Raw genomic sequence first — 24440 nt, forward strand, 5'->3', positions numbered from 1 at the left:
AAGATATAGAAATTATGCGGGTGATATTCACTGCAACCCGCATGAAAACCGCCATTCGGCAACATATAATAAAAGGGTATAAAATGCGTAAATTAACCATTTTAGCAGCAGCGGTAAGCGTCGCGCTTTTTGCTGGCTGTCAACAAACCACACACTCTCCAGCACCTGCTCCAAAAGCTGAACAACAAGTCGTAAAAAGTGAAGTAGAAAAGGCAAACGCACTTTTTGAAGCGTCGTTTACCCGTGGCGTAATGCGTAGCCCAGTTTACCAAACTTATATGGGTATCAAACAAGACTACGACAAGTGGGATGACGGCAGCGAAGCGCGCCAACTTGAAGATCTTGAACTGACGAAACAAGACTTAGCTGCACTTAATGCAATTGACCGCAGTAAGCTAGATGCCAATACGCAAGTGAGCTACGACTTATTCAAACAAGGTCTTGAAAACACCATTGCAGATTTTAAATGGCGTTACCACTCATATCCGGTAAATCAGATGTATGGTACACACTCAATGGTGCCTGCATTTTTAATCAACCAGCACCAAATTACCGATGTGAAAGATGCCAAAGCGTATATCTCACGTTTAAACGGTGTACCGGCTGTATTTGAACAGCTCATCATTGACTTAAAAGCGCGTGCGGACAAAGGCATTATTGCACCGAAATTCGTTTTCCCTCACGTCATTGAATCAAGTGAAAATATCATCAAAGGTGCACCATTTGCTGCGGGTGACGACTCAACATTACTGGCTGATTTCAAACGCAAAGTAGCAACACTTGAAATCAGTGAAGATGAGAAATCAGCGCTGGTAAAAGAAGCAACAGACGCGCTAACAACAGCAGTAAAACCTGCTTATAACAAGTTGATTGGCTACCTACATAAACTTGAGAAAAAAGCAGACAATCGTGATGGTGCATGGAAGTTCCCTAACGGCGAAAAGTTTTATAATAACGCCCTAGCACGTACGACAACCACAGCATTAAGCGCTGAAGAAATTCATGAAATCGGTTTATCTGAAGTGGCGCGTATTCATGACGAAATGCGAGCAATCAAAGAGAAAGTGGGCTTCAAAGGCGATTTAAAAGCCTTTATGGAGTTCATGAAAACCGACAAGCAGTTTTACCTTCCAAATACAGAAGCTGGTAAGGCACAATATTTAGCCGAAGCCAAAGCGATGATCGATAATATGAAGTCACGCTTGGATGAGCTGTTTATCGTTAAGCCAAAAGCGGACATGATAGTAAAACGCGTCGAGGCATTCCGCGAAAAATCTGCTGGTAAAGCTTTCTACCAGCAACCTGCGCCTGACGGCTCACGTCCTGGTGTTTACTATGCAAACCTTTACGACATGGAAGCGATGCCAACTTACCAAATGGAAGCCTTGGCTTATCACGAAGGTATTCCGGGTCACCACATGCAGATCGCGATTGCTCAAGAGCTAGAAGATATGCCTAAATTCCGTAAGTTTGGTGGCTACACTGCATACATCGAAGGTTGGGGCTTATATTCTGAGCTTGTACCAAAAGAAATGGGTTTATACGAAGACCCTTATTCAGATTTTGGTCGCTTATCGATGGAATTATGGCGTGCGTGCCGTTTAGTAGTAGACACGGGGATCCATGCAATGAAGTGGACACGTCAAGAAGGTATTGATTACTACGTAAATAATACACCTAATGCTAAGTCAGACGCAGTGAAGATGGTAGAGCGCCATATTGTTATGCCTTCACAAGCTACAGCGTATAAAGTGGGGATGTTGAAGATCTTAGAACTTCGTGAAGCCGCTAAGAAAGAACTAGGCGATAAGTTTGATATTCGTGAGTTCCACGACGTCGTACTGAAAAATGGCCCAGTTCCACTAAACGTGCTTGAATCATTTGTTGATGAGTGGGTAGCGAGCAAAAAAGGCTAATACCTACTGCCAATGAACCAAATAAAAGCCAGCATGATCAGTCATGCTGGCTTTTTTACTTCACTTACATAAGCTGTATTCAGAGAAGCAAATCGGTATAAGAAATAATGGCCGCTAGAGAGCGAGTTGTTATTCCGCGCCCCGGTTATACCAATTATCTTAATTAAGCGGCCTATTTTGAGGCAAGAAAATCTTGTCGATAACACCGCTACCGTATCCTGCTATCGCCAAGGTACCTACATCCATGTAGGCAAGGAAAATATTTTGCTATTTAGTTGTTCTAAATAATAAATTTTTAACGCAGTTAGCATCAGATTTGCTCCTTCAAATTGAGCAAGTATTAAGACTGATTGGTATTACTTACTCTTCTGTAAAATTAAACTCTGTTCCAGTTAAAATAATGTGCAAGCAGGCACCACCATGCGCTGGGCTTTGCATTTTGATTTCACCCTTCAGCTTCTGCGTTACTAAGTTATACACAATACTCAAGCCAAGCCCTGTCCCCCCCGAAAAACGCTTTGACGTAACGAAAGGCTCAAAGATAGCAGGCAATAATTCTTTATCTATTCCCGCGCCGTCATCTTTAAAATAAAAATGGATATAATCATTAATTAACACGGTAGATACCACAATATTGAGCTTTTGCCCGTCAATCTTGGCGTGCTTGATGCAGTTGTTAATACTGTACCCAACAACTTGGCTAAACACCGATGGGTAACTGATTAAAGTTAAGTTTTCGGGGATTTCGAGTTCAATGGCATAGTCTTCTTGGTTTAATTCTGATTGGTAGCAATCAAAGACATTTTTAACTAAATGCTTAAGGTTGAACGTACTCTTTTCTTCAAACTCTCGATTCACCGCCACGAGCTTAAAATCATCTACCAGCGAAGCTGTGCGGTGGAGGTTATTTTCTAATAAATATAGCGCAGCTTCTGCCTCAGTAATTAGTGTGGTCAAGGTTTGCCGCTGTAACTTACCAAGTTCGAGTTGTGACTTTAGTGTAGCGACTTGCTCTTTTAAATGCGATTGGCTTGTAATAGCAACACCAAGCGGTGTATTAAGCTCATGAGCAAAGCCACTCACCATATTTCCTAAGCTCGCCATTTTGGCTTCTTCGATCAAGCGTTGCTGCGCTGCGCTCAGGCGCGCAAGCAAGGTTTCAATAAATGCTAATAGGTCATCAAGTTGATGAGCTATTTGTGCAATCTCATCGTTACCGTCAATATTCACCCTTAAGCTAAAGTCTTCAAGCTTAGCTACTTTTACGAGTACTTTATTGATAGCCAGTATATGCCGTGTGACTTTGCTATTTTGATAATTAAGTAAGATAAGCACGGCAATATTCATCAGCACAATTAGAATAAGACCATATAGAATAATACTTTCTTTACGTTCTTGTGTAACAGCTTGGGTACGGATTGATACTATTTCAAACTGGCTTCTTAATTTTTGCTTCTCGGTGAATAGCTCCGCACGAACACCTTCACCATCGTGCAAACCTAGCTTTCTCAAAATAGCAACATAGCTTGCAAAACCCGCGTCATAACGTTTAAGCAAGTTGTTTATCTCTTCACTGAGCGCATTGTCTTTGATTAGTTGCTCAGCATGCATGACGATTTGTTCATGCTGCTGCAAATAACTTAAGTCAGCTCTTAACAAAAAGTCTTTTTCTCGACGCCTTAATTCCAATATGGCAATTTCCAACTGAGGCATAGCCTTACCAGAAATTCGATCCTGTAAAGCATGAGCGCTACGTCTGAACTCACCATAAATGCCTGCATTTTCGTCATAGCCGAGCTGCTCATGTAAGCGGATAAGTTCATCTAGTTTACCAAAGTAGGCTTTTGACAGTTCATCGAGTTGTAATAGCAACGGCAGCAAGGCCTCTTCATTGGCCATAGAATTAAGTAAGTTACTAAAGCTATCCTGATAGCTGTACTTTAATTGTGGGATGGCAGAAACATCATCTTTTTGTGCTCGAATAAGAATATGCTCTTCTTGATCCATGGTTCGTTGTAGAGCGGTTTGCAATTGAGTAAGTTGTGCGGTAAGACGGGCACTACGACTCACTTCGTAATACAAGAACCAGCTGACGAAAATGATCACAATCGCAGAAGTCAACGCGGCAATTTTGAAAAATAGAACTGACTGCTTTAGCTGCACGGCACATTCTCACTTAATTGATACTCTGTAAGCTTAGTATAGTTCTAGTGGGTTTCCTGATTTGTTTCCAAAACCTCACTTTTGTTTCACTGTCGTTGCGACAGATTTTTATCGTAATACATGTTGTGGTCGGCGCGAGCCATGAGTTCTGAGACACTATCTTGGTTTGCTGTAGGGAAAGCATAGCCAACGCTTACCGTCGTTTGAATAGTGTGCCTATCAACTTGCAGCGGTTCTTTTTCAACCTGCTCCTTAATATTTTTTATAATTGAGTTAACCAAAGCGTCCTCTGACACTCTGTGCAAAATAATAACAAACTCGTCTCCCCCTAAGCGTGCGATAAAATCGTACACACGCACTGAGTTCATCAAAATTGACGAGACATGAAGCAACAGCTTATCTCCCACTTCATGACCAAACTTATCGTTTACCTGTTTAAAATTATTTAGATCGAGGTTAAGCAGCACAAATGACGGTTGCTCTGAACGACCAAGTAACGTATTGAGTTGCCTAATAGCATAGCGACGGTTGGGCAACTTAGTTAAGTCGTCTTGCAGCGAGGCAGTATGTGCTAAGTGATACGCTCGATAGAGTACTAATAACGAGAGAAATAATATTGAGGCAACAGCAGTCACCAAAATCTGTGCTTGCTGTCTTGCTTTTGCATAAGTGCTCTCGTCTATTTGATAATCAGCCACAAGCTGCCATTCACCAGATGGTAAATTGATTGGGATGACTAAATCTGGTGTTTCAAACAAGGTAGCAGAGCCATAAAAGACATCCCCCTGTTCACCTAATCCATCTCGACCTCGAATAGCTAAAACGGCGCTGTCCAAATCGTTAATGCCACTATATTCAAGCAGCTTTTGATAATCTAAAACTACACTAATTGCGCCCCAGTAGCTTTCATTCCTCGGATAATCTGAAAACACAGGAAACCTCGCAATCAAGGCTTCACCGCCTTGCACTAGCTGTAATGGACCGGCGATAAACACCTTTTGAGAGGTTCTGGCAATTTCAACGGTGCGAAATTGTTCAGGGTTAGTACGAAAATCGAAACCGATAGCTGCTCGATTCTCTTCAACAGGATAGACATGACTAATGATATTATTCGGAGCAAGACCAACATGACGAATTAGCGTCGACTTTTCAACCGCTTTTGATACAACATGCGACCAATGCTCAATAGCAAAATCAGGATCGATTGTAACAAAAGTAGCCAAGCTCTCAGCCAAATAGGTATCCATAAAAATGGCATTTTCAATTTTTGCGCGAACAAGCGATACGTTAGACCTCACTATCTCGGTCCTTTCACTGATCTCCTGAACTACAATTGAATGAGAAATAAGATTTACCGCGTAGAAAGTCAAGCTCCAGAACACGATGGTAAATAACGATAACAGCACTATGGTTTGCTTTTCTACAGTTACCTTCATCGCCTCGCTTGCCTAGTAAAATTTAGTTGCTTAAATCTACAATAAACCAATTTAATTACAAAAGCATAGGCAATTTACCGAAAACTGCCAGTTTTGTGAGGAAGTAACTGTCAGTTTAGAATAATGGGTTGAACCGTGGAGGTAGCTTGATTTGTAACGGCGAATAGCACCTGTTATGTGACGCTTAAAGCAATTTGTCGAGATAAACCCAATAAGTCGAGATAAATCTCGACCTATAATTCAGGCATAAAAAACCCCTGCTAAAAAGCAAGGGTTATAAAAAGCCCAATTCGTCGAGATAAATCTCGACCTACAATTCAGGCATAAAAAAACCCTTGCTAAAAAGCAAGGGTTATAAAAAGTGGTACCAGTGGGCGGACTTGAACCGCCACGCCCGAAGGCAACGGATTTTGAATCCGTCATGTCTACCAATTCCATCACACTGGCATAATTTTTCTTTCATCTTCTAAAACAAGAGAAAATAAAGAAAAACCACTTTGAGCTCAGGCTTTTTTTATTTGCCTTCGTCTCTATGCTTTGCATTATACAAAGGCGATTAAGAACGGCAAGTAATTTTTTTGCAATAAGGCGTTAACTGCCTGTTATTTGTGCACAAGCAGTTAAATATTACCCTAAAGTCAACTTTATTCCTGCTAAAACGGTAACGACAAGATGTTACTAATCCATTAGTTAACGTAATTCAGTAAACGTTTTATCGGTTTATGTGTAAAATACTCCGCAACCTTGTAATTATGAGAGTTGTTATGTCACATTTTGCTCCAGCGAATTTCAGCCGTCGCTTGGCTTCACTTATATACGACAGCTTAGTGGTCGTCGCGTTCGCAATGCTGACTACCGTGTTATTTTTACTAACCATCAATGCCTTAATTTCATTTAACATGCTCGCACTTGGCAATCATGAAGACGTATCGGCGCTGATCCAAGCTGATCCTATCTTATATACACTTAGAGCCACGTTATTGGTGTTGGTTTCGGTGCTGTTTTTTGCCTATTTTTGGACTAAGAGCGGTCAAACTATCGGTATGCGCGCATGGCGCCTAAAAGTGCAAACCCCCGACGGAGCACTGTTAACTTGGCCAAAAGCAATCGCTCGTAGCCTATGCGCGCTACTTGGACTGGGTAATCTGGTAGTGTTGTTAGACTTTAAAAAGAAAAGATCGCTCCAGGATATGCTGTGTGGTACTGAGGTAGTGGTACTGAGCAAAGAGGAAAATAAAAAGGTGTATAACAGCTTAGACTAATCTGAGCTTCAAATAGCAGCCTATTCCATTAGCCATGTCCATAAAAAATATAGGCCTCATAATGAGGCCTATATTTTTACTTAATTAAAAACGTTAATTTTGTTTCTTCAACAGATGGATAGCCAATCCAATAAATAACAAGCTTGGCATTAACGCGCCAACCACCGGTGGAACTTGATATACCATCACGATAGGGCCAAAAATTTCATTACTCAGATGGAAAGCTAAGCCTGTTACCACGCCCATAATAATCCGCGCGCCCATGCTCACCGTTCTCAGTGGCCCGAAGATAAATGACAAAGCCACCAGCAGCATTACCCCAATCGTCAGCGGCTGCATCACCTTACGCCACAGCGCGAGTTCATAGCTACTTGAATCTTGCTCATTTTGCTTTAGATAAGCGAGAAATGACCATAATCCTGTGAAAGACAAAGCATCTGGCTCTATCGATACAACACCTAACCTGTCTTCACTTAATTCAGACTCGTAGAGCATTGATTTTGAATAATGCGTTGTAATTTGTTGTTGATCGATATGTACTTCTTCCACGTCTTGCAATTGCCAGCCGTTAGATATGCTTTGCGCCGACTGAGCGCGTACGATTTTTGCCAGTGTTAGTGAGTCATCGAAATAATAAATTGCGATATCTTTAAGCTTACCGTTTTTTTCAACATTACCAATGTTAATAAAATTGCCGCCGTCTTTCGCCCACACACCACGCTGAGCGCTGTAAACTTCACCGCCATAAATTGCTTCGTTTTTTAACCGTTTTGCGGTTTGCTCCGCTTTTGGTGCCCCCCACTCCCCAAGCGCCATCATCAGTAGCGCAAGCACCACTGCCGTTTTCATCACCGACATAATAATTTGAAAACGCGACCACCCAGCCGCTTGCATAACAATTAGTTCACTGCTTGAGGCAAGTGCACCAAGCCCAATCAAACCACCAATCAGTGCAGCCATCGGGAAAAATACGACGATATCGCTTGGCATGCTGTAAATGGTATAGAGCATAGCACCGAGTAAATCATAGCTGCCACGACCAACCGAGCGTAGTTGCTCAATAAACTTAATAAGCGTATTGATCCCCACAAAAACTAATAGCGCGAAACCCGTGGTTTGTAAGATGCTACGCCCTAAATACCAATCTAGCGTCTTCATCATACCGTCGTCTCCCGTTTCATAAATACCGAGCGAACCCACACACCAAAGGGTCTTCCTTTCGCGATTAAGTAAACGCCAATAAAGAGCACACTTAAGTGGATCCACCAGAGACCGACTGAGGCTGGCACTTTTTCTTCAGCTAACAGAAACTTGCCTGCGTTGAGTAGAATGAAATAACCCAAATATAGCGTAATTGCTGGCACGAGCTTAGCAAACTTGCCTTGTCTTGGGTTAACCACACTCAGTGGCACTGCCAATAGAGTGAGTAACAAAATGGAAATAGGCACCGATAATCGCAACTGAAATTGCGCTTTTGCTTCTGGCGTATTCATTTCAAGTAACTGCAAACTTGGAATAGCTTCTAATTTACGACGCTGGTGTTCAATTTCTTGTTCTTTAATTTGTACTTGGTAAGTACCAAATTCAGTGCGATTAAGCGCTTGGCTGAAGCCATCAGTCTCGTAACGCTTACCTTCATGAAGGAGTAATTGCTGCTCACCACTATCAAGCTCAATCACTTCACCTTTTTGCGCATACACTAAACGAGCGGCTTGATTTGAGTCCTTCTCAGGCAATTGCGCGACAAACACTTTGTCTAATTCGCGGCCTTGTTCGCTAATACCGTGAACAAATACCACCGCTTTTTCATTGCCCGTTTGCTGAAATCTACCAGCTCTGAGAGTAGAAAGTCCCGATTCCGCATCGGCTTGCTCTCTTAATTGATACTCTTTTTCACTCGCCCAAGGTGCAATATACATACTCACACAAGCGGCCAGTAATGCAAAAAATACACTAGAGACTAAAGTCACCCTAACGACATACCACTCACTGACCCCGCAAGCGCGCAGTACCGTCATTTCACTGTCGGCGTAAATGCGACTATAGGCTAAAATGATCCCAAGAAAGAGACTAAGCGGTAAAATATAACCGGCTAACTGTGGCAGCTTTAACGCAAGCATAGCAAGTACTAACTTACCCGGTATACCCCCTTCAGACGCTGAGCTCAGAATGAGTACAAACTTTTGTGACAAAAATATTGTCATTAAGGTGAGAAAAACCGCAACCTGAGATTTTAGCACTTCACCCGTTAAATAGCGGAAAATAAGCAATGTTCGTCCCTATAAAACGTCTTGTTTCACTGGAATAGTGGGAAAAATTGAGTAAACTGATTATTTTAGTCACTTTATTATATGTCAATGCGCCGGAATATCCTACCTAAGGTTAAAGCATATTCATGACTTTAATGTAGGAAAGTGTGTTGGCATAAAAAGTTCAAAATGACATGACAAAGACTCAGGAGTCGCAATGGAATTCAGCGTTAAAAGTGGTAGTCCAGAGAAACAGCGTAGCGCATGTATTGTTGTTGGTGTATACGAGCCACGCCGTCTCTCACCAATTGGTGAACAGCTGGATAAAATAAGCGAAGGCTATATCTCAAATTTACTCAGACGTGGTGATCTTGAAGGCAAACCAGGACAAGTTCTACTTCTTCATCATGTACCAAATGTACTCAGCGAACGCGTTTTGTTAGTGGGGTGTGGTAAGGAAAGAGAGCTCGACGATAAACAATACAAACAAATTATCTCTAAGACCATCAATACGTTAAATGAAACGGGCTCAATGGAAGCGGTATGTTTTCTGACTGAGCAACATGTTAAAGGTCGTGATACCTACTGGAAAGTTCGCCAAGCGGTCGAAACCACGCAAGATTGCCTGTATACCTTTAATCAACTAAAAAGCAAAAAGAGTGAGGCTAGACGCCCGCTACGTAAAATCGTCTTTAACGTACCAACGCGCCGTGAATTAACAATCGGTGAAAGCGCGATTGAGCACGGTCTTGCTATCGCCGCTGGCAGTAAGCTATGTAAAGATGTTGCGAATATGCCACCAAATATCTGTAACCCTCGTTATTTGGGCGAGCAAGCACAACTGTTGGCTGAAGACTTTGATAACGTTACCGTAAACCTTGTTGGTGAACAAGAAATGGAAGAGCTGGGTATGCACTCATACCTAGCAGTTGGCCGTGGTAGTCGCAACGAATCAGTGATGTCAGTTATCCACTATAACGGTGGTGACGAAGGCCAAGCACCAATCGTATTCGTGGGTAAAGGATTAACATTTGACTCGGGTGGTATTTCTATCAAGCCTGGCGAAGCGATGGATGAAATGAAATACGACATGGGCGGAGCCGCGGGCGTACTTGGCTTAATGCGAGCCGTCGTGCAAATGCAACTGCCACTTAATGTGATTGGTGTATTAGCTGGCTGCGAAAATATGCCAGGGGGCGATGCTTACCGTCCGGGCGATATTTTAACCACCATGTCCGGTCAAACCGTTGAAGTACTCAATACGGATGCCGAAGGCCGCTTAGTACTGTGCGATGCGCTAACTTACGTTGAAGCATTCGAGCCGGAAACCGTTGTCGATGTTGCGACATTAACGGGGGCATGTATTGTTGCGCTTGGTAGCCATGCAACAGGTCTTTTATCTAACCATAACCCGCTTGCCCATGATTTGCTAAAAGCGTCAGAGCAAAGTGGCGACAGAGCTTGGCAACTGCCGCTTTGGGATGATTATCAAGAACAACTTGAAAGCCCATTTGCTGACTTTACGAACTTAGGTGGTCGCGCAGCTGGCACAATTACAGCCGCGTGTTTCTTGTCTAAATTTACTAAAAAGTACAACTGGGCGCATTTAGACATCGCAGGTACTGCATGGCGCAGCGGCAAGAACAAAGGCGCTACAGGTCGTCCTGTGCCTATGCTGATGCAATATTTACTTAACCGCGCCAATATCACGGACGCACAGCAAGACTAATAGTCTAGTCGCGACGCTTAACAAGCATAAGTCGCGACATAAAGTCGCTGCTACACAAGGTTAACCCAAACCGTAGCAGCAGACTTACCCCGCGACCTAAAGTCGCAGCTGCAAAAGGTTAACCCAAACCGTAGCAGCGGATTTACCCCACGACATAAAGTCGCAGCTACACAAGGTTAACCCAAACCGTAGCAGCAGATTTACTCCACGACATAAAGTCGCAGTTGCACAAGATTAACCCAAACCGTAGCAGCAGATTTACTCCACGACATAAAGTCGCAGTTGCACAAGATTAACCCAAACCGTAGCAGCAGATTTACTCCACGACATAAAGTCGCAGTTGCACAAGATTAACCCAAACCGTAGCAGCAGATTTACTCCACGACATAAAGTCGCAGTTGCACAAGGTTAAACCAAACCGTAGCAGCGGGAGCCGCGGGTTTACCCGGCGACTATATCCCGTGCCAAATTAAGACTACAGAGCTACTAAACCACCTCTGCAAGCACTTCCCACCACTTGCCATATTTTATTCTTCTTCTCTTGCTTCTTGATTGATGGTATTGCCTTTATATGGCAGAATACAGGCTTATTTATGTGCATTTAAGTGGCGCTATAATTAGTTTTAAACTAAGCCGCGCATACTGATTTTCTTCGTCTACGCTATCACGGTAAACAAGATTACAGATATTGAGCAGCTGTGGAGCCTGTGGCAAACCTCAGTACTCCTCGCAATTGGTATTATTATCATGACTATCAAAGCGCGCTTTTACGTGTTAAAACAAAACGATGAGCCGGGGATTAGCGTTCCGGCTCATTTTGATCTGGCAGCACAAACTGCGGCGAGCTTGTATCAAGCTGGACACCGTATCTTTGTTAACGTCGATAATACTGACGATGCTCATTTATTCGATGAGCACCTTTGGTGCTTTGACGCAGACAGGTTTGTGCCCCACAACTTACAAGGCGAAGGCCCCAAAGGCGGCGCACCGGTGGAAATTGGCACAATGCCTCCTGCTGCTCGTCGCCCCGTGCTCATTAATCTGGCTCGGGTCGTCCCTGACTTTATTCGTCGCTTTGAACAGGTGATAGATTTTGTGCCTGTTGAAGCCAGCGCTAAGCAAGCCGCACGAGAACGCTTTAAGCAACTTCGTGCACTTGGCGCAACAATTTCCACTGAAGACATTGAGAAATAGCATTTTTAGGGTTCTGTGTAATGGATAAAACCTACAATCCACAAGATATTGAACAGTCTTTGTATCAAGACTGGGAGTCAAATGGCTACTTTAAGCCATCAGGCAATGGTGACGCATACTCGATTATGATCCCACCGCCGAATGTCACAGGTAGTCTACACATGGGCCACGCGTTCCAAGACACTATCATGGACACTTTGATCCGCTATCAGCGTATGAAAGGCAAAAACACGCTATGGCAAGTGGGTACTGACCACGCAGGTATCGCCACTCAGATGGTTGTTGAGCGTAAGCTTGCAGCCGAAGAAGGTAAATCACGCCATGATTTAGGCCGTGACGAATTCATCAATAAAATCTGGGAATGGAAAGAGCAATCAGGTGGCACAATCACCAAACAGTTACGCCGTTTAGGTGCATCTGTAGATTGGGATAGAGAACGTTTTACGATGGATGACGGCCTGTCTGAAGCTGTAAAAGAAGTATTCGTTCGCCTATATCAAGATGACTTAATCTACCGTGGTAAGCGTCTAGTTAACTGGGATCCTAAATTACACACTGCAATTTCTGATTTAGAAGTTGAGAATAAAGACAAGCAGGGTCATATGTGGAATTTACGTTATCCACTTGCGGATGGCGTAACCACTAAAGATGGTAAAGACTACATTATCGTAGCAACCACTCGTCCAGAAACCATGCTTGGTGATACAGGTGTTGCAGTAAACCCGGATGATGAACGTTATCAAGACTTAATTGGTAAAGAAATTCTACTTCCTATCGTCAACCGTCGCATTCCTATCGTTGCCGATGAACATGCGGATATGGAAAAAGGCACGGGCTGCGTAAAAATCACGCCAGCACACGACTTTAACGATAACGAAGTTGGTAAGCGCCATGAGCTGCCAATGATCAACGTGTTTAACAAAGACGCGGCTGTTCTAAATACGGGTGAGTGCTTTACTTTTGATGGTAAGCCACTTGAAGCGATGGATGCACCAATTCCAGAGCGTTTCCACGGCCTTGACCGTTTCGATGCGCGTAAGCAAATCGTTGACGAATTTGAGCAGCTTGGTCTACTTGAGAAAATCGACGATCACAGTCTAACCGTTCCTTATGGCGACCGCTCTGGCGTAGTTATCGAGCCACTACTTACCGATCAGTGGTATGTTCGCGTTGCTCCTCTTGCAGAGCCTGCAGTAAAAGCGGTAGAAGATGGTGATATTCAATTTGTACCTAAGCAATACGAGAACATGTACTTCTCTTGGATGCGTGATGTTCAAGACTGGTGTATTTCACGTCAGCTTTGGTGGGGCCACAGGATCCCGGCATGGTATGACAGCGAAGGTAATGTATATGTTGGTCGTGACGAAGCAGAAGTTCGTCAAAACCATAACCTTGATGCAAATGTGACGCTGACACAAGATGAAGACGTACTAGACACTTGGTTCTCTTCTGCACTGTGGACTTTCTCAACGTTAGGTTGGCCTGAAAACACGGAAGATCTAAAGGTATTCCACCCGTCAGATACCTTGGTTACTGGTTTCGACATTATCTTCTTCTGGGTAGCTCGCATGATCATGATGACCATGCATTTCATCAAAGATGAAGATGGTAAACCTCAAGTTCCATTTAAGACAGTTTATGTGACAGGCCTTATTCGCGATGAAAATGGCGATAAGATGTCTAAGTCAAAAGGTAACGTGTTAGATCCACTAGACATGATTGATGGTATCGATCTTGAGAGCCTAGTGACGAAACGTACTGGCAACATGATGCAACCACAGCTTGCGGCAAAAATCGAAAAGAATACGCGCAAAACATTTGTCGATGGTATTGAAGCACACGGTACTGACGCATTGCGTTTCACTCTTGCAGCAATGGCGTCAACAGGACGTGATATCAACTGGGATATGAACCGTCTTGAAGGGTACCGTAACTTCTGTAACAAGCTTTGGAATGCTAGCCGTTATGTATTGATGAACACAGAAGAACAAGACTGTGGCTTCAACGATAACGAAAAAGTGTATTCTCTTGCAGATCGTTGGATTTTAGGTCAATTCCAAAATACGGTTAAGGTGTTCTCTGAGCACTTGGATAACTATCGCTTTGACCTTGCGGCAAACACTATTTATGAGTTCACATGGAACCAATTCTGTGACTGGTATCTAGAGCTAACTAAGCCAATTTTATTTAAAGGCAATGAAGCGCAGCAGCGTGGTACACGCCATACGCTTATCACTGTATTGGAAGGCTTACTTCGTTTGATGCACCCATTAATGCCTTATATCACAGAGACAATTTGGCAACGTGTAGCACCAATTGCAGGTGTCGAAGCGAAGACAATTATGCTTGAAGCGTTCCCAGTATTCGACGAAAGCAAAGTTGATGCGCAAGCGATGGCTGATCTTGAGTGGGTGAAGCAGTTTATTATTGCTATCCGTAACATTCGTGGTGAAATGGACATCAGTCCAAGCAAGCCGCTAAACGTGTTACTTACCGGTGCAAGCGAAGATGACAAACGTCGTCTAGAAGAAAACCAAGCTTTCTTAAGCGCTCTAGCAAAATTGGAAACGGTAGACTTGCTTGCAAGCAAAGACGAAGCACCAGCTTGTGCGACTGCGTTTATCGGTGACCTTGAAATCATGATCCCAATGGCAGGTTTGATTGATGTAGAAGCAGAACTTGCGCGTATTGCTAAGCAGCTTGAAAAAGCAGAAAAAGGTCTTGAGCAAGTTGAAAAGAAACTCGCAAACGAAAAGTTTGTAAGTAACGCACCTGAAGCAGTACTTGCTAAAGAGAAAGCAAAATTAGCTGAATTTAGCGATGCAAAAACTAAGCTACTTGAACAAAAAGCAAAGATAGAAAGCTTATAATCGCTTTCTACCTTCGCTGGTTTTATACCACTGCAAGAATTAAAAAAGCCGCATATTGCGGCTTTTTTATTAACTGATTAAAGTTTTACTGTTGTTCGAACAGGCTATCTGTACTTAACCCTTCGTGTTGTAAAATGTCTTTTAAGCGTCTCAACGCCTCAACTTGAATTTGTCTTACCCGCTCTCTCGTTAGCCCGATTTCGCGGCCAACATCCTCAAGCGTAGAGGGCTCATAACCAAGCAAACCAAAGCGTCTCGCGAGCACTTCTCGCTGTTTTGGATTTAACTCTCCAAGCCAATCAACAATGTGTTTGTTAATATCGTTGCTCTGCACTTCGGTTTCCGGACCACCGCCCTTTTCATCCGCGATAATATCGAGCAGTGCTTTGTCATTTTCACCACCGATAGGCGTATCAACCGAAGTGATCCTTTCGTTTAGACGCAGCATTTTACTGACTTCTTCGACGGGTTTGTCGAGACATTCAGCGATTTCTTCTGCGGTAGGTTCATGATCCAGCTTTTGCGTCAATTCACGTGCTGTACGTAGGTAAACATTGAGCTCTTTGACAACATGAATAGGCAAACGAATGGTACGAGTTTGGTTCATGATCGCACGTTCGATGGTTTGACGGATCCACCAAGTTGCATAAGTAGAAAACCTAAATCCACGTTCCGGATCAAACTTTTCTACCGCTCGGATCAGGCCTAAGTTACCTTCTTCAATGAGGTCAAGTAATGCCAAACCACGGTTGTTATAACGACGAGCGATTTTAACCACTAATCTCAAGTTACTCTCTATCATCCGTTTACGTGAGGCTTCGCACCCCTTTAACGCTTTACGCGCAAAGTAAACTTCTTCTTCTGCACTGAGCAGTGGGGAAAATCCAATTTCACCTAAATAGAGTTGAGTAGCATCTAAGTTTTTAACCACTTCTTCTTTGGCAAAAACTTCTTCGTCGTCTTCGAGGTCTTCAAGTAATTCGTCTTTCGGTTCGTCAATATTATCATCTTCGAACTTGTCTAACTCTGGAGTAGATTTTGTAGGTAATTTTGCAGTGTGAGCCATAAGTATTCTCCCCAAGCGAATAAAAGTAAGGGTACTCGAACCAATCGAAGTACTCGCATTACTTTATGGCAAGTATTTTGCCGGGTTTACAGCTTGACCTTTAAAACGGATCTCAAACCTAAGCGCCGTCTTAGAAGCATCTGTACTACCCATTTCGGCAATTTTTTCCCCAACTTTAACTTTTTGCTGTTCTCTGACGAGTAACTTAGCGTTGTGGGCATACGCACTTAGATAATCATCCGTATGTTTCAGAATGATTAAATTACCATACCCACGCAACGCACTCCCTGCATATACAACTACACCGCCAGCAGCAGCCTTAACTGAAGTACCCGGTTTATTAGAGATCTCCAATCCCTTATAACCATTCTCTTTAACAGAGAAGTGACGAGTCACCTTGCCTTCAGCAGGCCATTTCCACAGTACCTTATTATTATACAAAGCCTTGGTACTACTAGATTTTTGTGTGGCTTGTCTTTGAACATACTCTCGTTGATTTGGCTTATCAAGCTCTTTTTTGGGGCTTTTGTTACTTTTTTGTTTTAAAGACTGAGACTTGTGGTTTACTTTCGTGTATTTTGTGTTCTTTTTGTTTTTATTTTTGGGATACTCTAGACGAATGAGCTGATTGGGGTAGATCGTGTACGGAGGCTTAATTTTATTGATTTTCGCGAGCGTTCTTACATCTTTGTTCGCGCTAAATGCAATTGCAAATAAAGTATCGCCTTTTTTTACTTTGTAACTGCTTCCGTTAATATTAATTTTATGTGACGAAGTGGTCTTACCAGAGTATAAAGTTGTTACAGGCGCAGGCGTATGATTCGATGAGCAGGCAACAAGCAGGCCGCTTAAATAAATCGATATGATGACCTGAGACTTGTGCATTACTTATATTTTCCAGTGCTACTATCAACGACTATCATATCAATCTAACTTAATTTTGCTTGGTTTTCACATTTAACTGGAAAAAATAGTTATATTTTATGGAGTTGTTTTTTAAGCTACAAAATTAACCGACTTCGCCAGCGACTAAAGGTACAAAGCGTACAGGTGCGAGGGCGTGACGAATAAACTGCTCCCCTTGTTTAACAAACAAGGTGAGTGTTTGCGCTTCAACTCCAATGGGAATGACCATAGCACCGCCATCTTCTAGTTGCGCCAACAACTCATCTGGAACAGATTGTGCCGCAGCAGTAACAATGATCCCTGCAAAAGGCGCTTTTGAAGCCCAGCCTTTCCAACCGTCTCCATGTTTCATCGTCACATTATATAAATCCAGCAAATGCAGCCTTCTGCGCGCTTGCCACTGCAGTGACTTGATCCGTTCAATGCTAAAGACCTGTTCAAACACTTGCGCGAGTACGGCGGTCTGATAACCAGAGCCCGTACCCACTTCCAAAATACGCCCTTTAACACCCACTTGTTTTAATACTTCGGTCATTTTTGCAACGATAAAAGGTTGCGATATCGTTTGTCCTTGTCCGATAGGAAGAGCTGTATTTTCATATGACTTATGTTTAAGCACTTCATCGACAAACATATGTCTAGGCGTGTTAGCGATGGCATTGAGTACCACTTCATCCTCTACGCCTTGCTTTCTTAGCAGTTCCACTAGCGCATTAGCGCTGCCCTGATAATTACTCAGCACATACGCCTCTTAAGATAACCAGCTCGCCACAGCATCTAAGCTTTCGTAAGCCGTCATATCTACCTTGAGCGGTGTGATAGCGGCATAACCGTTGTTTACAGCATGAAAATCCGTGCCTTCACCTGCGTCACTTTCATGGCCTAAGGTGCCATACCAGTACACACTTCGGCCCCACGGGTCTATTTGTTCGGTCATGGTATCCGCTTTATGACGTGAGCCTAACCGAGTGACTTTAATCCCTTTTAAATCACTTAATGGAATATCAGGGACGTTGATATTAATGATTTGGTCTTTTGGTAGTGGGTGGTTTGCAAGCTTTTTAATGATTTCTACGGTGACATGTGCTGCAGTTTCGTAGTGGGCTTCATTTTTAGAGCAAAGAGAAACGGCAATCGCAGGTAAACCCACATGTCGACCTTCAGTAGCCGCCGCAACAGTACCAGAGTACAACGTATCATCGCCAAGATTAGCGCCATTATTGATCCCTGCAACGACTAAATCCGGCAATTCATCCATCAGTTTGTTCACTCCAAGGTGAACGCAGTCGGTTGGCGTGCCATTTACGGAGATAAAACCATTATCTAGCGTAGTCGCTCTGAGTGGGTTTAATAAGGTTAACGAGTTACTTGCACCACTACAGTTTCTATCTGGACCAATGACAGTTACATCCGCGATTTGTGATAACGCTTGATACAAGATAGCAATGCCCTTGGCGTGAACACCATCGTCATTACTCAATAGGATCTTCATATTTCACCTCTTTTTCTTGTTAGACAATGAGTATCTCACTGCTGTATCGACTCTTCGTGTTTATTAAACTTTTTACTGGCATCTTTATGATTAACAAGCTCTCTGAGCAGCGCCGTGGCAAAAGTTCCTTTTGGTAAACTGAACTCTAGAGTTAGCGTGCTATCGTCAGCCATACTCACCTTAAGCGCTTCAGGTATTAATCTAAGCGCTCTGCGCTCATTTTTCATCCCAAACTCAGCTAATCCTTCGTGCCATTTAGCGAAAGGTGCCAACCATTCACGCTCTTGCGGCAATAAGCCCTTTTCACCCTTGCCAACCAATGGCGCCGAAAGCAAAATGTCACCATTCAGTAACCGCTCAATGAGTTCGCAATCAATCTCTGAATCAAAAAAGGCGTTACTACCGCTCAGTAAAAAGATTTCACGGTGCCAAGTCGTTGCCAAGCCATGCTCTGCCACACGGCGACTGACAACTTCGTTGAACAGATGAGAGCGAGCGGCTGAAAGCACTAGCCCTCTAAGCTTTTTATCGCGGATCTTTTCACCGTCAAATAACCTATCTGCCATGGCTAAGTTGTGGCCATCATGACCAAAACGTTGTTCTCCAAAATAATTAGGAACCCCTTGGCGTACGGCATTAATACGCGACAGAATATCAAGTGGAGCAGTCACGTTTCTGAGGGTAATGGCAAAACGATTGCCCTTATGACAACCTGTTTTTAACTTTCGATTGTGCCGTATTTGTTGCACCACAAAAATAGAGTCACTATTTAATGCACTAAAGTCTACCGACTTTTTAATTGGCACCGGCACGCTAAACCACTGCGTACATACGCCGTGTCTGTCTTTAATTCCTGCATAGCTAACATCTCGCGGTGAAATTTGGGCAAACTCTGCAAGCTTTTTAGCGACAAATGCAGTGTTTTCTCCCTTTTTAATGATCTGCAAGCAAACATGCTCACCTTCGCCAGTAAAAGGAATATCTAAAATTTCTTCGACTCTAAAGTCTTCTGGTTGTGACTTATAATCGCCGTCAGATAACGGTTTACCATAAAGATAATTGAGTGTCTTCATGCTTTTACCAATAGCACCACAGCATGACTTGAGATCCCTTCTTTACGTCCCTCAAAACCCAGTTTTTCGGTGGTGGTTGCTTTAACATTAACCTCGCCTAGCTGCGCTTCACAGTCCGCAGCAAGGTTAGTGCGCATCGCATCAATATGTGGTCGCATTTTTGGTGCTTGTGCGACAATTGTGACGTCGATATTGCCTATTTGATAGCCAAGCGCTTTTACTTGTTCCATCACGCGGCGTAATAAAATGCGGCTGTCGATATTTTCAAATTCACTCGCAGTATCAGGAAAGTGCTTACCAATATCTCCCAGCGCAAGTGCCCCCAACAAGGCATCACACAATGCATGAATTGCCACATCACCATCGGAGTGAGCAATAAAGCCCTGTTCGTAAGGGATTTTTTCCCCACAAATTGTCAATGGGCCAGCTCCACCAAATTTATGAACATCAAATCCGTGGCCAATTCTAATCATGCTGTTTACCTTGTTGTTGAATTATAAACTCCGCCAGAGGTAAATCCTCCGGCGTCGTGATCTTAATGTTATCCGTACGCGCGGCAATGAGTTGGACTGGCCGATTTTGTAATTCCATCGCAGATGCTTCATCTGTGATATGTGCACCTTGAGAAAGCCCAAGCTCCAGCGCAGCCAATAACTCTTCATACCTAAACATTTGAGGCGTAAAAGCCTGCCATAACGACGCTCTAGGTACGGTCTCCTGTACCAACTCCGCACCACGTTTGATGGTATCTTTAACCTTGGCAGCCAGTATGCCACCTTGCTGTTGATTTATACATTGTGAAATCAGCTGATGAATATCATCCAGCGCTACTAAAGGTCGAGCTGCATCATGAACTAACACCCAGTCAGGGCGACTTGGTGCTAACGCTTTTAGCGCTAGTAAAACGGAGTCGGCACGTTCTTGTCCACCTTCACAATAACTAAAACGGCTATCAGGTAGTAACGCTGATGAAAAATATCCATCATCTTTGGAAACGGCGACCATAAATTGATCGACGCATTCAAGTCCAGCTAGTTTTTCCAGTGTGTGTACTAAAATCGGTTTACCTAATAGTGGAATATACTGTTTAGGCATCTGCGCCTGCATACGACTGCCAACCCCAGCTGCGGGGATGACGACTGCAAGTTTATCGTTTCTTTTCATGAGGTACTTTCGGTAATACACGGATAAAAGTTTCGCCGGGTTTAATCATGCCGAGTTCATGACGAGCTCGCTCCTCAACCCCTTCAAGGCCGAGTTTTAAATCTTCGATATCCGCTTTTAATAATTTATTTCGTTTACTGAGGTTGGCATTGGTTTCTTGGTGCGATTTAACCACGGATTTTATCCGAGTGTAGTCCTCCACGCCGTTGTGGCCGAACCAAAGTCTGTACTGAATAAATAGCGCTAAAACCAACAGCGCTAACTGAAAAAATCGCATTGCTTAATCCAAACTTCTGTTTTTTGAGTCGATTAGGATCACTGACTCATTTTTGTTTTTTGTACTTGTGGCCAATTAATCGCGCTGGCAAGTAACATTTCTCTTAGCGTCAGCCTTCGTGGTATTGCCGCTTTGCCAAAATACCAAGTATGGCCACAACAAGCCGCTGTCATTAACGCTTTCGTTGGTTTTAACAGTTGTACACACGCTTCATCACTTGCTTGTAAGCTATTGCCACTAACACTAAACCAGCCAAATTGGTTGCAGTGCAGTTTGTCAGCCTCATTCACTTGGTCGACACTGTCGAGCCTAACGTTTGTCCCCGTCGAGTCTGCATATAGCATAGGAACCACCAGCCCCACTTTCACCTTAGTGGTAAAAAATGCTGCGTTGGCAGCGTCATCACATTTAGGCTGTGATTTTTGCTTTGCTAACCAACATCCATTGAAACTATCTAGCTCAAGCGGGACGTCACCATGAATAATATGTGTGGCCGCGCGCTCAACATAATACGGCAGGCTGTTTAACAAACGCTGAAGGCGAGTATGATCGGAGAGCTCAGCAAGTTTCGGCAACTCTCTGGCATAAAATACATTTACAAGCTCGGCAAATACAAGGCGAGATGCTTTGTCATACCAGATTGTATTTTGCTGCTGCTCCAAAACGCCTCCCGTCAATGCAATCTACTTTAGTAGACTGGTGTACATCCTTTATACACTAGCCATGTTTCAAATCAAAGCAAACTGCTCTGTTGTACTTGCTTACGGCTTGGTTCCTAGTTTTGCTTGCCCCTCAGCCATAAATTGTACTACCGAACTGCGTTTTTTTCCTATTAAGAAACTACCGTCAGTCAAAAACATAAAGTTCTGCCAACATCGCTTAAACACGTCAAAGCGGGTCTCGATCACATCATCTCGAGAGAGACAAAAATACACGGTGGTATTGGCTTGCCAATCAAGAAATTGCTCGATAGTTTCAGGAAATGTTTCTCCTGCTTCCCACGGCTGCTCCCAATTGAGGGTTTCTTGCCATGAGTCCGCTTTACCAACCCAATCTGTTTTATCAAAGAAATCAGGGTGATCTTTTTCGTTGCTTACCATAGTGCTCCAAAGCACCGCAGCGCGCGCCGCTGACATTGGTTTTATCAATGCCAGGTCGGATTCTTCGATTGGAAGATCTTTATGTTTGAAAACCCAAGCTTTCTTATAATCGTCCAGCGCAATATAATTCATCTTTAAACACCTTCAGTCTTAATGGCACGGATTATAACATTTCAGTCCGTCACGTACGGCTTTTATTTTTTGGAGCTTGAATTAGTGGATATCACACCTGGAATTTACCGCCACTACAAAGGAAAATTATATCGAGTGCACGCCTTGGCAACGCACAGTGAAACGCAAGAGAAGCAAGTGGTTTATCAAACCCTATATGGAGATATGAGTTTTTGGGTTCGACCACTTGAAATGTTTTTAGAAGACGTTATGGTCGAAGGCGAAGCGGTGCCTCGCTTCACCTTAATCGAAACCGAAGCGGGGTTGGCAGCGAAAAGCTGATTGTGGCAAGATGACCCTATCTCATCTGACCACAAGAAGTTGAATTATGTTTAAAGGTACTGATCAATATATTGCTACCTCTGCTCTACAACAGGCCGTGAATGCGGCCATCGTTTTAGAAAAACCCCTCCTCATTAAAGGTGAGCCAGGCACAGGCAAGACCTTACTCGCCGAAGAACTGGCAAAAAGTTTAGATACCGAACTAATCCAATGGCATATAAAGTCAACAACCAAAGCTCAGCAAGGCCTGTACGAATACGATGCGGTCTCGCGTTTACGCGACAGTCAACTTGGCGATCCTCGCGTTAATGACGTTGGTAATTACATCATCAAAGGTAAGCTGTGGCAGGCGTTTACCGCCACAAAACGTCCCGTTCTGTTGATTGACGAAATCGACAAAGCCGATATTGAGTTTCCCAATGATCTGCTGTTAGAGCTCGATAAAATGGAGTTTCATGTCTACGAGACTAACGAGCAAGTAAAAGCCAAAGTTCGCCCAATTGTAATTATCACTTCAAACAATGAAAAAGAGCTACCAGATGCCTTTTTACGCCGCTGCTTTTTCCACTACATCGACTTTCCGAGCAAAGAAGAGATGCAGCAAATTGTAGACGTGCATTTTCCACATATTAAAGCAAATTTAGTACAACGAGCACTCGAAAGCTTTTTCCAATTACGCGACACACCAAACCTAAAGAAAAAGCCAAGTACGAGTGAGCTACTCGACTGGTTAAAACTACTATTAGCTGAAGATATTTCCCCTGACGCGTTGCATGACAAATCTAACCAAGGTGGCCTAATGCCGTTATTTGGTGCGCTACTTAAAAACGAGCAAGATGTTTCTTTGGTTGAGAAGCTCGCCTTTATGAGCCGCCGCTGATCATGCTCATCGATTTTGTACTCACGCTTAGACGTTACGGTATCAACGCGAGCCTGCGCGAATTACTAGACTGTTTAGAGGCGCTGGATAAAGAAGTTTGCTTTGCCGATCTAGACAGCTTTTACTTTTTGGCAAAAACCATCTTCGTGAAAGATGAGACCTTGTTTGATAAATTCGACCGTGCGTTTGCTGATTACTTTGAGGGAATAGAGTCAATAGACCTCTTCTCACAACTTCAACAGCAGCAATTGCCAGAGGATTGGTTGCGTAAAGAGTTTGAGAAATCACTGTCTGAAGAAGAAAAAGCCAAACTGAACGCCATGGGTGGACTCGATAAGCTCCTTGAAACGTTAAAAGCACGCTTGGCTGAGCAACAAAAACGTCACGCAGGCGGTAATAAATGGGTTGGTACAGGTGGCACTTCGCCTTTTGGCGCTTACGGCTATAATCCTGAAGGGATCCGCATTGGCCAAGATGGAAACCGTCATCGCCGAGCAGTAAAGGTCTGGGATAAACGGCAGTATCGCAATCTTGACAGTAATACCGACATCAGCAGCCGCAATATAAAGCTTGCACTCAAGCAATTGCGTAAATTTGCGCGCAGCGGAGCAAGTGATCAGCTCGACCTTAATGAAACTATTCGCGCAACCGCAAGACAAGGCGGCATGTTGGATGTGAAAATGGCTCCTGAGCGACATAACTCTGTGAAGGTATTGATGCTGTTCGATATTGGCGGCTCTATGGATGACCATATCCAGCTTTGTGAGCAACTATTCAGTGCCGCACACAGTGAATTTAAGCACCTTGAGTTTTTTTACTTTCATAATTGTGTGTACGAACATGTTTGGCACGATAATGACCGTCGTGACAGCGAATTACTTGATACTTATCAGCTAATTAACCGTTACGGCTCAGACTATCGGCTAATATTTGTTGGTGACGCGACAATGGGCCCCTATGAAATCACCTATCCCGGCGGTAGCGTAGAGCATTGGAATCAAGAAGCAGGCGCCACTTGGCTGAATCGTTTAACCAATCACTTCAGTAAGGTGGCTTGGCTTAATCCTCAGCCGCAAAGCTATTGGTCTTATTACCATTCAATAGAGCTAATAAATCAATTGATGCAAAACCGCATGTATCCGCTAACAATAGAGGGTCTAAGTCAGGCGTTTAAAGAATTGAGCTAAAGCAGTGCTGCTTGCAAGGTAAG

The 24440-nt window shown here is 43.5% G+C and carries 22 protein-coding genes and 1 tRNA gene; 8 read left to right on the top strand and 15 right to left on the bottom strand.

Going from position 1 to position 24440, the window contains the following annotated elements; translation table 11 throughout:
- Positions 1-83 precede the first annotated feature (83 nt).
- Positions 84-1916, top strand: a complete 1833-nt coding sequence (locus A587_RS0107100) for a DUF885 domain-containing protein (protein WP_017217013.1) — start codon at positions 84-86, stop codon at positions 1914-1916.
- 360 nt (positions 1917-2276) lie between these two features.
- Here the strand turns inward: A587_RS0107100 and A587_RS0107105 are convergent, their stop codons facing one another.
- The 3 genes from A587_RS0107105 to A587_RS0107115 form a co-directional block, all read right to left on the bottom strand.
- Entirely contained in the window at positions 2277-4079 is a 1803-nt protein-coding gene (locus tag A587_RS0107105; RefSeq protein WP_017217014.1) for a sensor histidine kinase, read from the bottom strand.
- A gap of 86 nt (positions 4080-4165) precedes the next feature.
- Entirely contained in the window at positions 4166-5515 is a 1350-nt protein-coding gene (locus A587_RS0107110; RefSeq protein WP_017217015.1) for a diguanylate cyclase domain-containing protein, read from the bottom strand.
- Positions 5516-5877: 362 nt separating this feature from the next.
- A tRNA-Leu gene (locus A587_RS0107115) sits at positions 5878-5962 on the bottom strand.
- Positions 5963-6279: 317 nt separating this feature from the next.
- Here A587_RS0107115 and A587_RS0107120 point away from each other — a divergent pair.
- Entirely contained in the window at positions 6280-6777 is a 498-nt protein-coding gene (locus tag A587_RS0107120) for an RDD family protein (protein ID WP_017217016.1), read from the top strand.
- A 93-nt stretch (positions 6778-6870) separates the two neighbouring features.
- Here the strand turns inward: A587_RS0107120 and lptG are convergent, their stop codons facing one another.
- Both lptG and lptF read right to left on the bottom strand, forming a co-directional pair.
- Positions 6871-7938, bottom strand: coding sequence for an LPS export ABC transporter permease LptG (gene lptG / locus A587_RS0107125; protein WP_017217017.1), 1068 nt, complete (start codon positions 7936-7938; stop codon positions 6871-6873).
- Entirely contained in the window at positions 7935-9047 is a 1113-nt protein-coding gene (lptF, locus tag A587_RS0107130) for an LPS export ABC transporter permease LptF (RefSeq protein WP_017217018.1), read from the bottom strand. Before lptF ends, lptG begins: the two co-directional genes overlap by 4 nt.
- Positions 9048-9243: 196 nt before the next feature.
- On the opposite strand from lptF, the gene pepA reads away from it, so the two are divergent.
- The 3 genes from pepA (at position 9244) to A587_RS0107145 (ending at position 14819) form a co-directional block, all read left to right on the top strand.
- Positions 9244-10755 carry a leucyl aminopeptidase gene (gene pepA / locus A587_RS0107135; protein ID WP_017217019.1) on the top strand — a complete coding sequence of 504 codons (1512 nt, stop codon included), beginning with the start codon at positions 9244-9246 and terminating at the stop codon, positions 10753-10755.
- Positions 10756-11502: 747 nt separating this feature from the next.
- Complete coding sequence (locus A587_RS0107140) at positions 11503-11949, top strand: DNA polymerase III subunit chi (protein ID WP_010377414.1); 447 nt, start codon at positions 11503-11505, stop codon at positions 11947-11949.
- Positions 11950-11969: 20 nt separating this feature from the next.
- Positions 11970-14819 carry a valine--tRNA ligase gene (locus A587_RS0107145; protein ID WP_017217020.1) on the top strand — a complete coding sequence of 950 codons (2850 nt, stop codon included), beginning with the start codon at positions 11970-11972 and terminating at the stop codon, positions 14817-14819.
- 85 nt (positions 14820-14904) lie between these two features.
- Here A587_RS0107145 and rpoS read toward each other — a convergent pair whose 3' ends face one another.
- The 10 genes from rpoS to A587_RS0107195 form a co-directional block, all read right to left on the bottom strand.
- Entirely contained in the window at positions 14905-15885 is a 981-nt protein-coding gene (rpoS, locus tag A587_RS0107150) for an RNA polymerase sigma factor RpoS (protein ID WP_017217021.1), read from the bottom strand.
- A 63-nt stretch (positions 15886-15948) separates the two neighbouring features.
- Positions 15949-16770 carry a peptidoglycan DD-metalloendopeptidase family protein gene (locus tag A587_RS0107155; protein WP_017217022.1) on the bottom strand — a complete coding sequence of 274 codons (822 nt, stop codon included), beginning with the start codon at positions 16768-16770 and terminating at the stop codon, positions 15949-15951.
- Positions 16771-16894: 124 nt separating this feature from the next.
- Entirely contained in the window at positions 16895-17533 is a 639-nt protein-coding gene (locus A587_RS0107160) for a protein-L-isoaspartate(D-aspartate) O-methyltransferase (RefSeq protein ID WP_017217023.1), read from the bottom strand.
- Positions 17534-17542: 9 nt separating this feature from the next.
- Positions 17543-18283, bottom strand: a complete 741-nt coding sequence (gene surE, locus A587_RS0107165; RefSeq protein WP_010377409.1) for a 5'/3'-nucleotidase SurE — start codon at positions 18281-18283, stop codon at positions 17543-17545.
- Between the two features lie 35 nt (positions 18284-18318).
- Complete coding sequence (gene truD, locus A587_RS0107170) at positions 18319-19356, bottom strand: tRNA pseudouridine(13) synthase TruD (protein ID WP_010377408.1); 1038 nt, start codon at positions 19354-19356, stop codon at positions 18319-18321.
- Positions 19353-19829, bottom strand: a complete 477-nt coding sequence (ispF, locus tag A587_RS0107175; protein ID WP_017217024.1) for a 2-C-methyl-D-erythritol 2,4-cyclodiphosphate synthase — start codon at positions 19827-19829, stop codon at positions 19353-19355. The genes truD and ispF overlap by 4 nt, the downstream gene beginning before the upstream one ends.
- Entirely contained in the window at positions 19822-20520 is a 699-nt protein-coding gene (gene ispD / locus A587_RS0107180; RefSeq protein ID WP_017217025.1) for a 2-C-methyl-D-erythritol 4-phosphate cytidylyltransferase, read from the bottom strand. Before ispD ends, ispF begins: the two co-directional genes overlap by 8 nt.
- Complete coding sequence (gene ftsB, locus A587_RS0107185; protein ID WP_010605642.1) at positions 20504-20797, bottom strand: cell division protein FtsB; 294 nt, start codon at positions 20795-20797, stop codon at positions 20504-20506. Before ftsB ends, ispD begins: the two co-directional genes overlap by 17 nt.
- Before the next feature lie 38 nt (positions 20798-20835).
- Positions 20836-21474 carry a hypothetical protein gene (locus A587_RS0107190; protein WP_017217026.1) on the bottom strand — a complete coding sequence of 213 codons (639 nt, stop codon included), beginning with the start codon at positions 21472-21474 and terminating at the stop codon, positions 20836-20838.
- Positions 21475-21558: 84 nt separating this feature from the next.
- A complete protein-coding gene (locus A587_RS0107195) occupies positions 21559-22029 on the bottom strand; it encodes a DUF2947 domain-containing protein (RefSeq protein ID WP_017217027.1) in 471 nt (156 codons plus the stop codon).
- A gap of 84 nt (positions 22030-22113) precedes the next feature.
- On the opposite strand from A587_RS0107195, the gene A587_RS0107200 reads away from it, so the two are divergent.
- Genes A587_RS0107200 through A587_RS0107210 form a run of 3 tightly spaced genes read left to right on the top strand, consistent with a single transcriptional unit; the run spans position 22114 to position 24417 of the window.
- On the top strand, positions 22114-22350 hold the full coding sequence (locus A587_RS0107200) for a DUF1653 domain-containing protein (protein WP_010377401.1): 237 nt from the start codon (positions 22114-22116) through the stop codon (positions 22348-22350).
- A 43-nt stretch (positions 22351-22393) separates the two neighbouring features.
- A complete protein-coding gene (locus A587_RS0107205; RefSeq protein WP_026000904.1) occupies positions 22394-23230 on the top strand; it encodes an AAA family ATPase in 837 nt (278 codons plus the stop codon).
- Between the two features lie 2 nt (positions 23231-23232).
- Complete coding sequence (locus A587_RS0107210) at positions 23233-24417, top strand: vWA domain-containing protein (RefSeq protein ID WP_017217028.1); 1185 nt, start codon at positions 23233-23235, stop codon at positions 24415-24417.
- Positions 24418-24440 lie beyond the last annotated feature (23 nt).

The sequence above is a fragment of the Pseudoalteromonas sp. NJ631 genome (assembly GCF_000276645.1).
Classification (GTDB): Bacteria; Pseudomonadota; Gammaproteobacteria; order Enterobacterales; family Alteromonadaceae; genus Pseudoalteromonas; species Pseudoalteromonas piscicida.

Bases quoted from the DNA above. Each gene is read 5' to 3' on its own strand.
- A587_RS0107100 (WP_017217013.1), top strand. From the start codon at position 84: ATGCGTAAATTAACCATTTTAGCAGCAGCGGTAAGCGTCGCGCTTTTT.
- A587_RS0107110 (WP_017217015.1), bottom strand. From the start codon at position 5,515: ATGAAGGTAACTGTAGAAAAGCAAACCATAGTGCTGTTATCGTTATTT.
- A587_RS0107120 (WP_017217016.1), top strand. From the start codon at position 6,280: ATGTCACATTTTGCTCCAGCGAATTTCAGCCGTCGCTTGGCTTCACTT.
- lptG (WP_017217017.1), bottom strand. From the start codon at position 7,938: ATGATGAAGACGCTAGATTGGTATTTAGGGCGTAGCATCTTACAAACC.
- pepA (WP_017217019.1), top strand. From the start codon at position 9,244: ATGGAATTCAGCGTTAAAAGTGGTAGTCCAGAGAAACAGCGTAGCGCA.
- A587_RS0107140 (WP_010377414.1), top strand. From the start codon at position 11,503: ATGACTATCAAAGCGCGCTTTTACGTGTTAAAACAAAACGATGAGCCG.
- A587_RS0107145 (WP_017217020.1), top strand. From the start codon at position 11,970: ATGGATAAAACCTACAATCCACAAGATATTGAACAGTCTTTGTATCAA.
- rpoS (WP_017217021.1), bottom strand. From the start codon at position 15,885: ATGGCTCACACTGCAAAATTACCTACAAAATCTACTCCAGAGTTAGAC.
- A587_RS0107155 (WP_017217022.1), bottom strand. From the start codon at position 16,770: ATGCACAAGTCTCAGGTCATCATATCGATTTATTTAAGCGGCCTGCTT.
- surE (WP_010377409.1), bottom strand. From the start codon at position 18,283: ATGAAGATCCTATTGAGTAATGACGATGGTGTTCACGCCAAGGGCATT.
- truD (WP_010377408.1), bottom strand. From the start codon at position 19,356: ATGAAGACACTCAATTATCTTTATGGTAAACCGTTATCTGACGGCGAT.
- ispF (WP_017217024.1), bottom strand. From the start codon at position 19,829: ATGATTAGAATTGGCCACGGATTTGATGTTCATAAATTTGGTGGAGCT.
- ispD (WP_017217025.1), bottom strand. From the start codon at position 20,520: ATGAAAAGAAACGATAAACTTGCAGTCGTCATCCCCGCAGCTGGGGTT.
- ftsB (WP_010605642.1), bottom strand. From the start codon at position 20,797: ATGCGATTTTTTCAGTTAGCGCTGTTGGTTTTAGCGCTATTTATTCAG.
- A587_RS0107195 (WP_017217027.1), bottom strand. From the start codon at position 22,029: ATGAATTATATTGCGCTGGACGATTATAAGAAAGCTTGGGTTTTCAAA.
- A587_RS0107210 (WP_017217028.1), top strand. From the start codon at position 23,233: ATGCTCATCGATTTTGTACTCACGCTTAGACGTTACGGTATCAACGCG.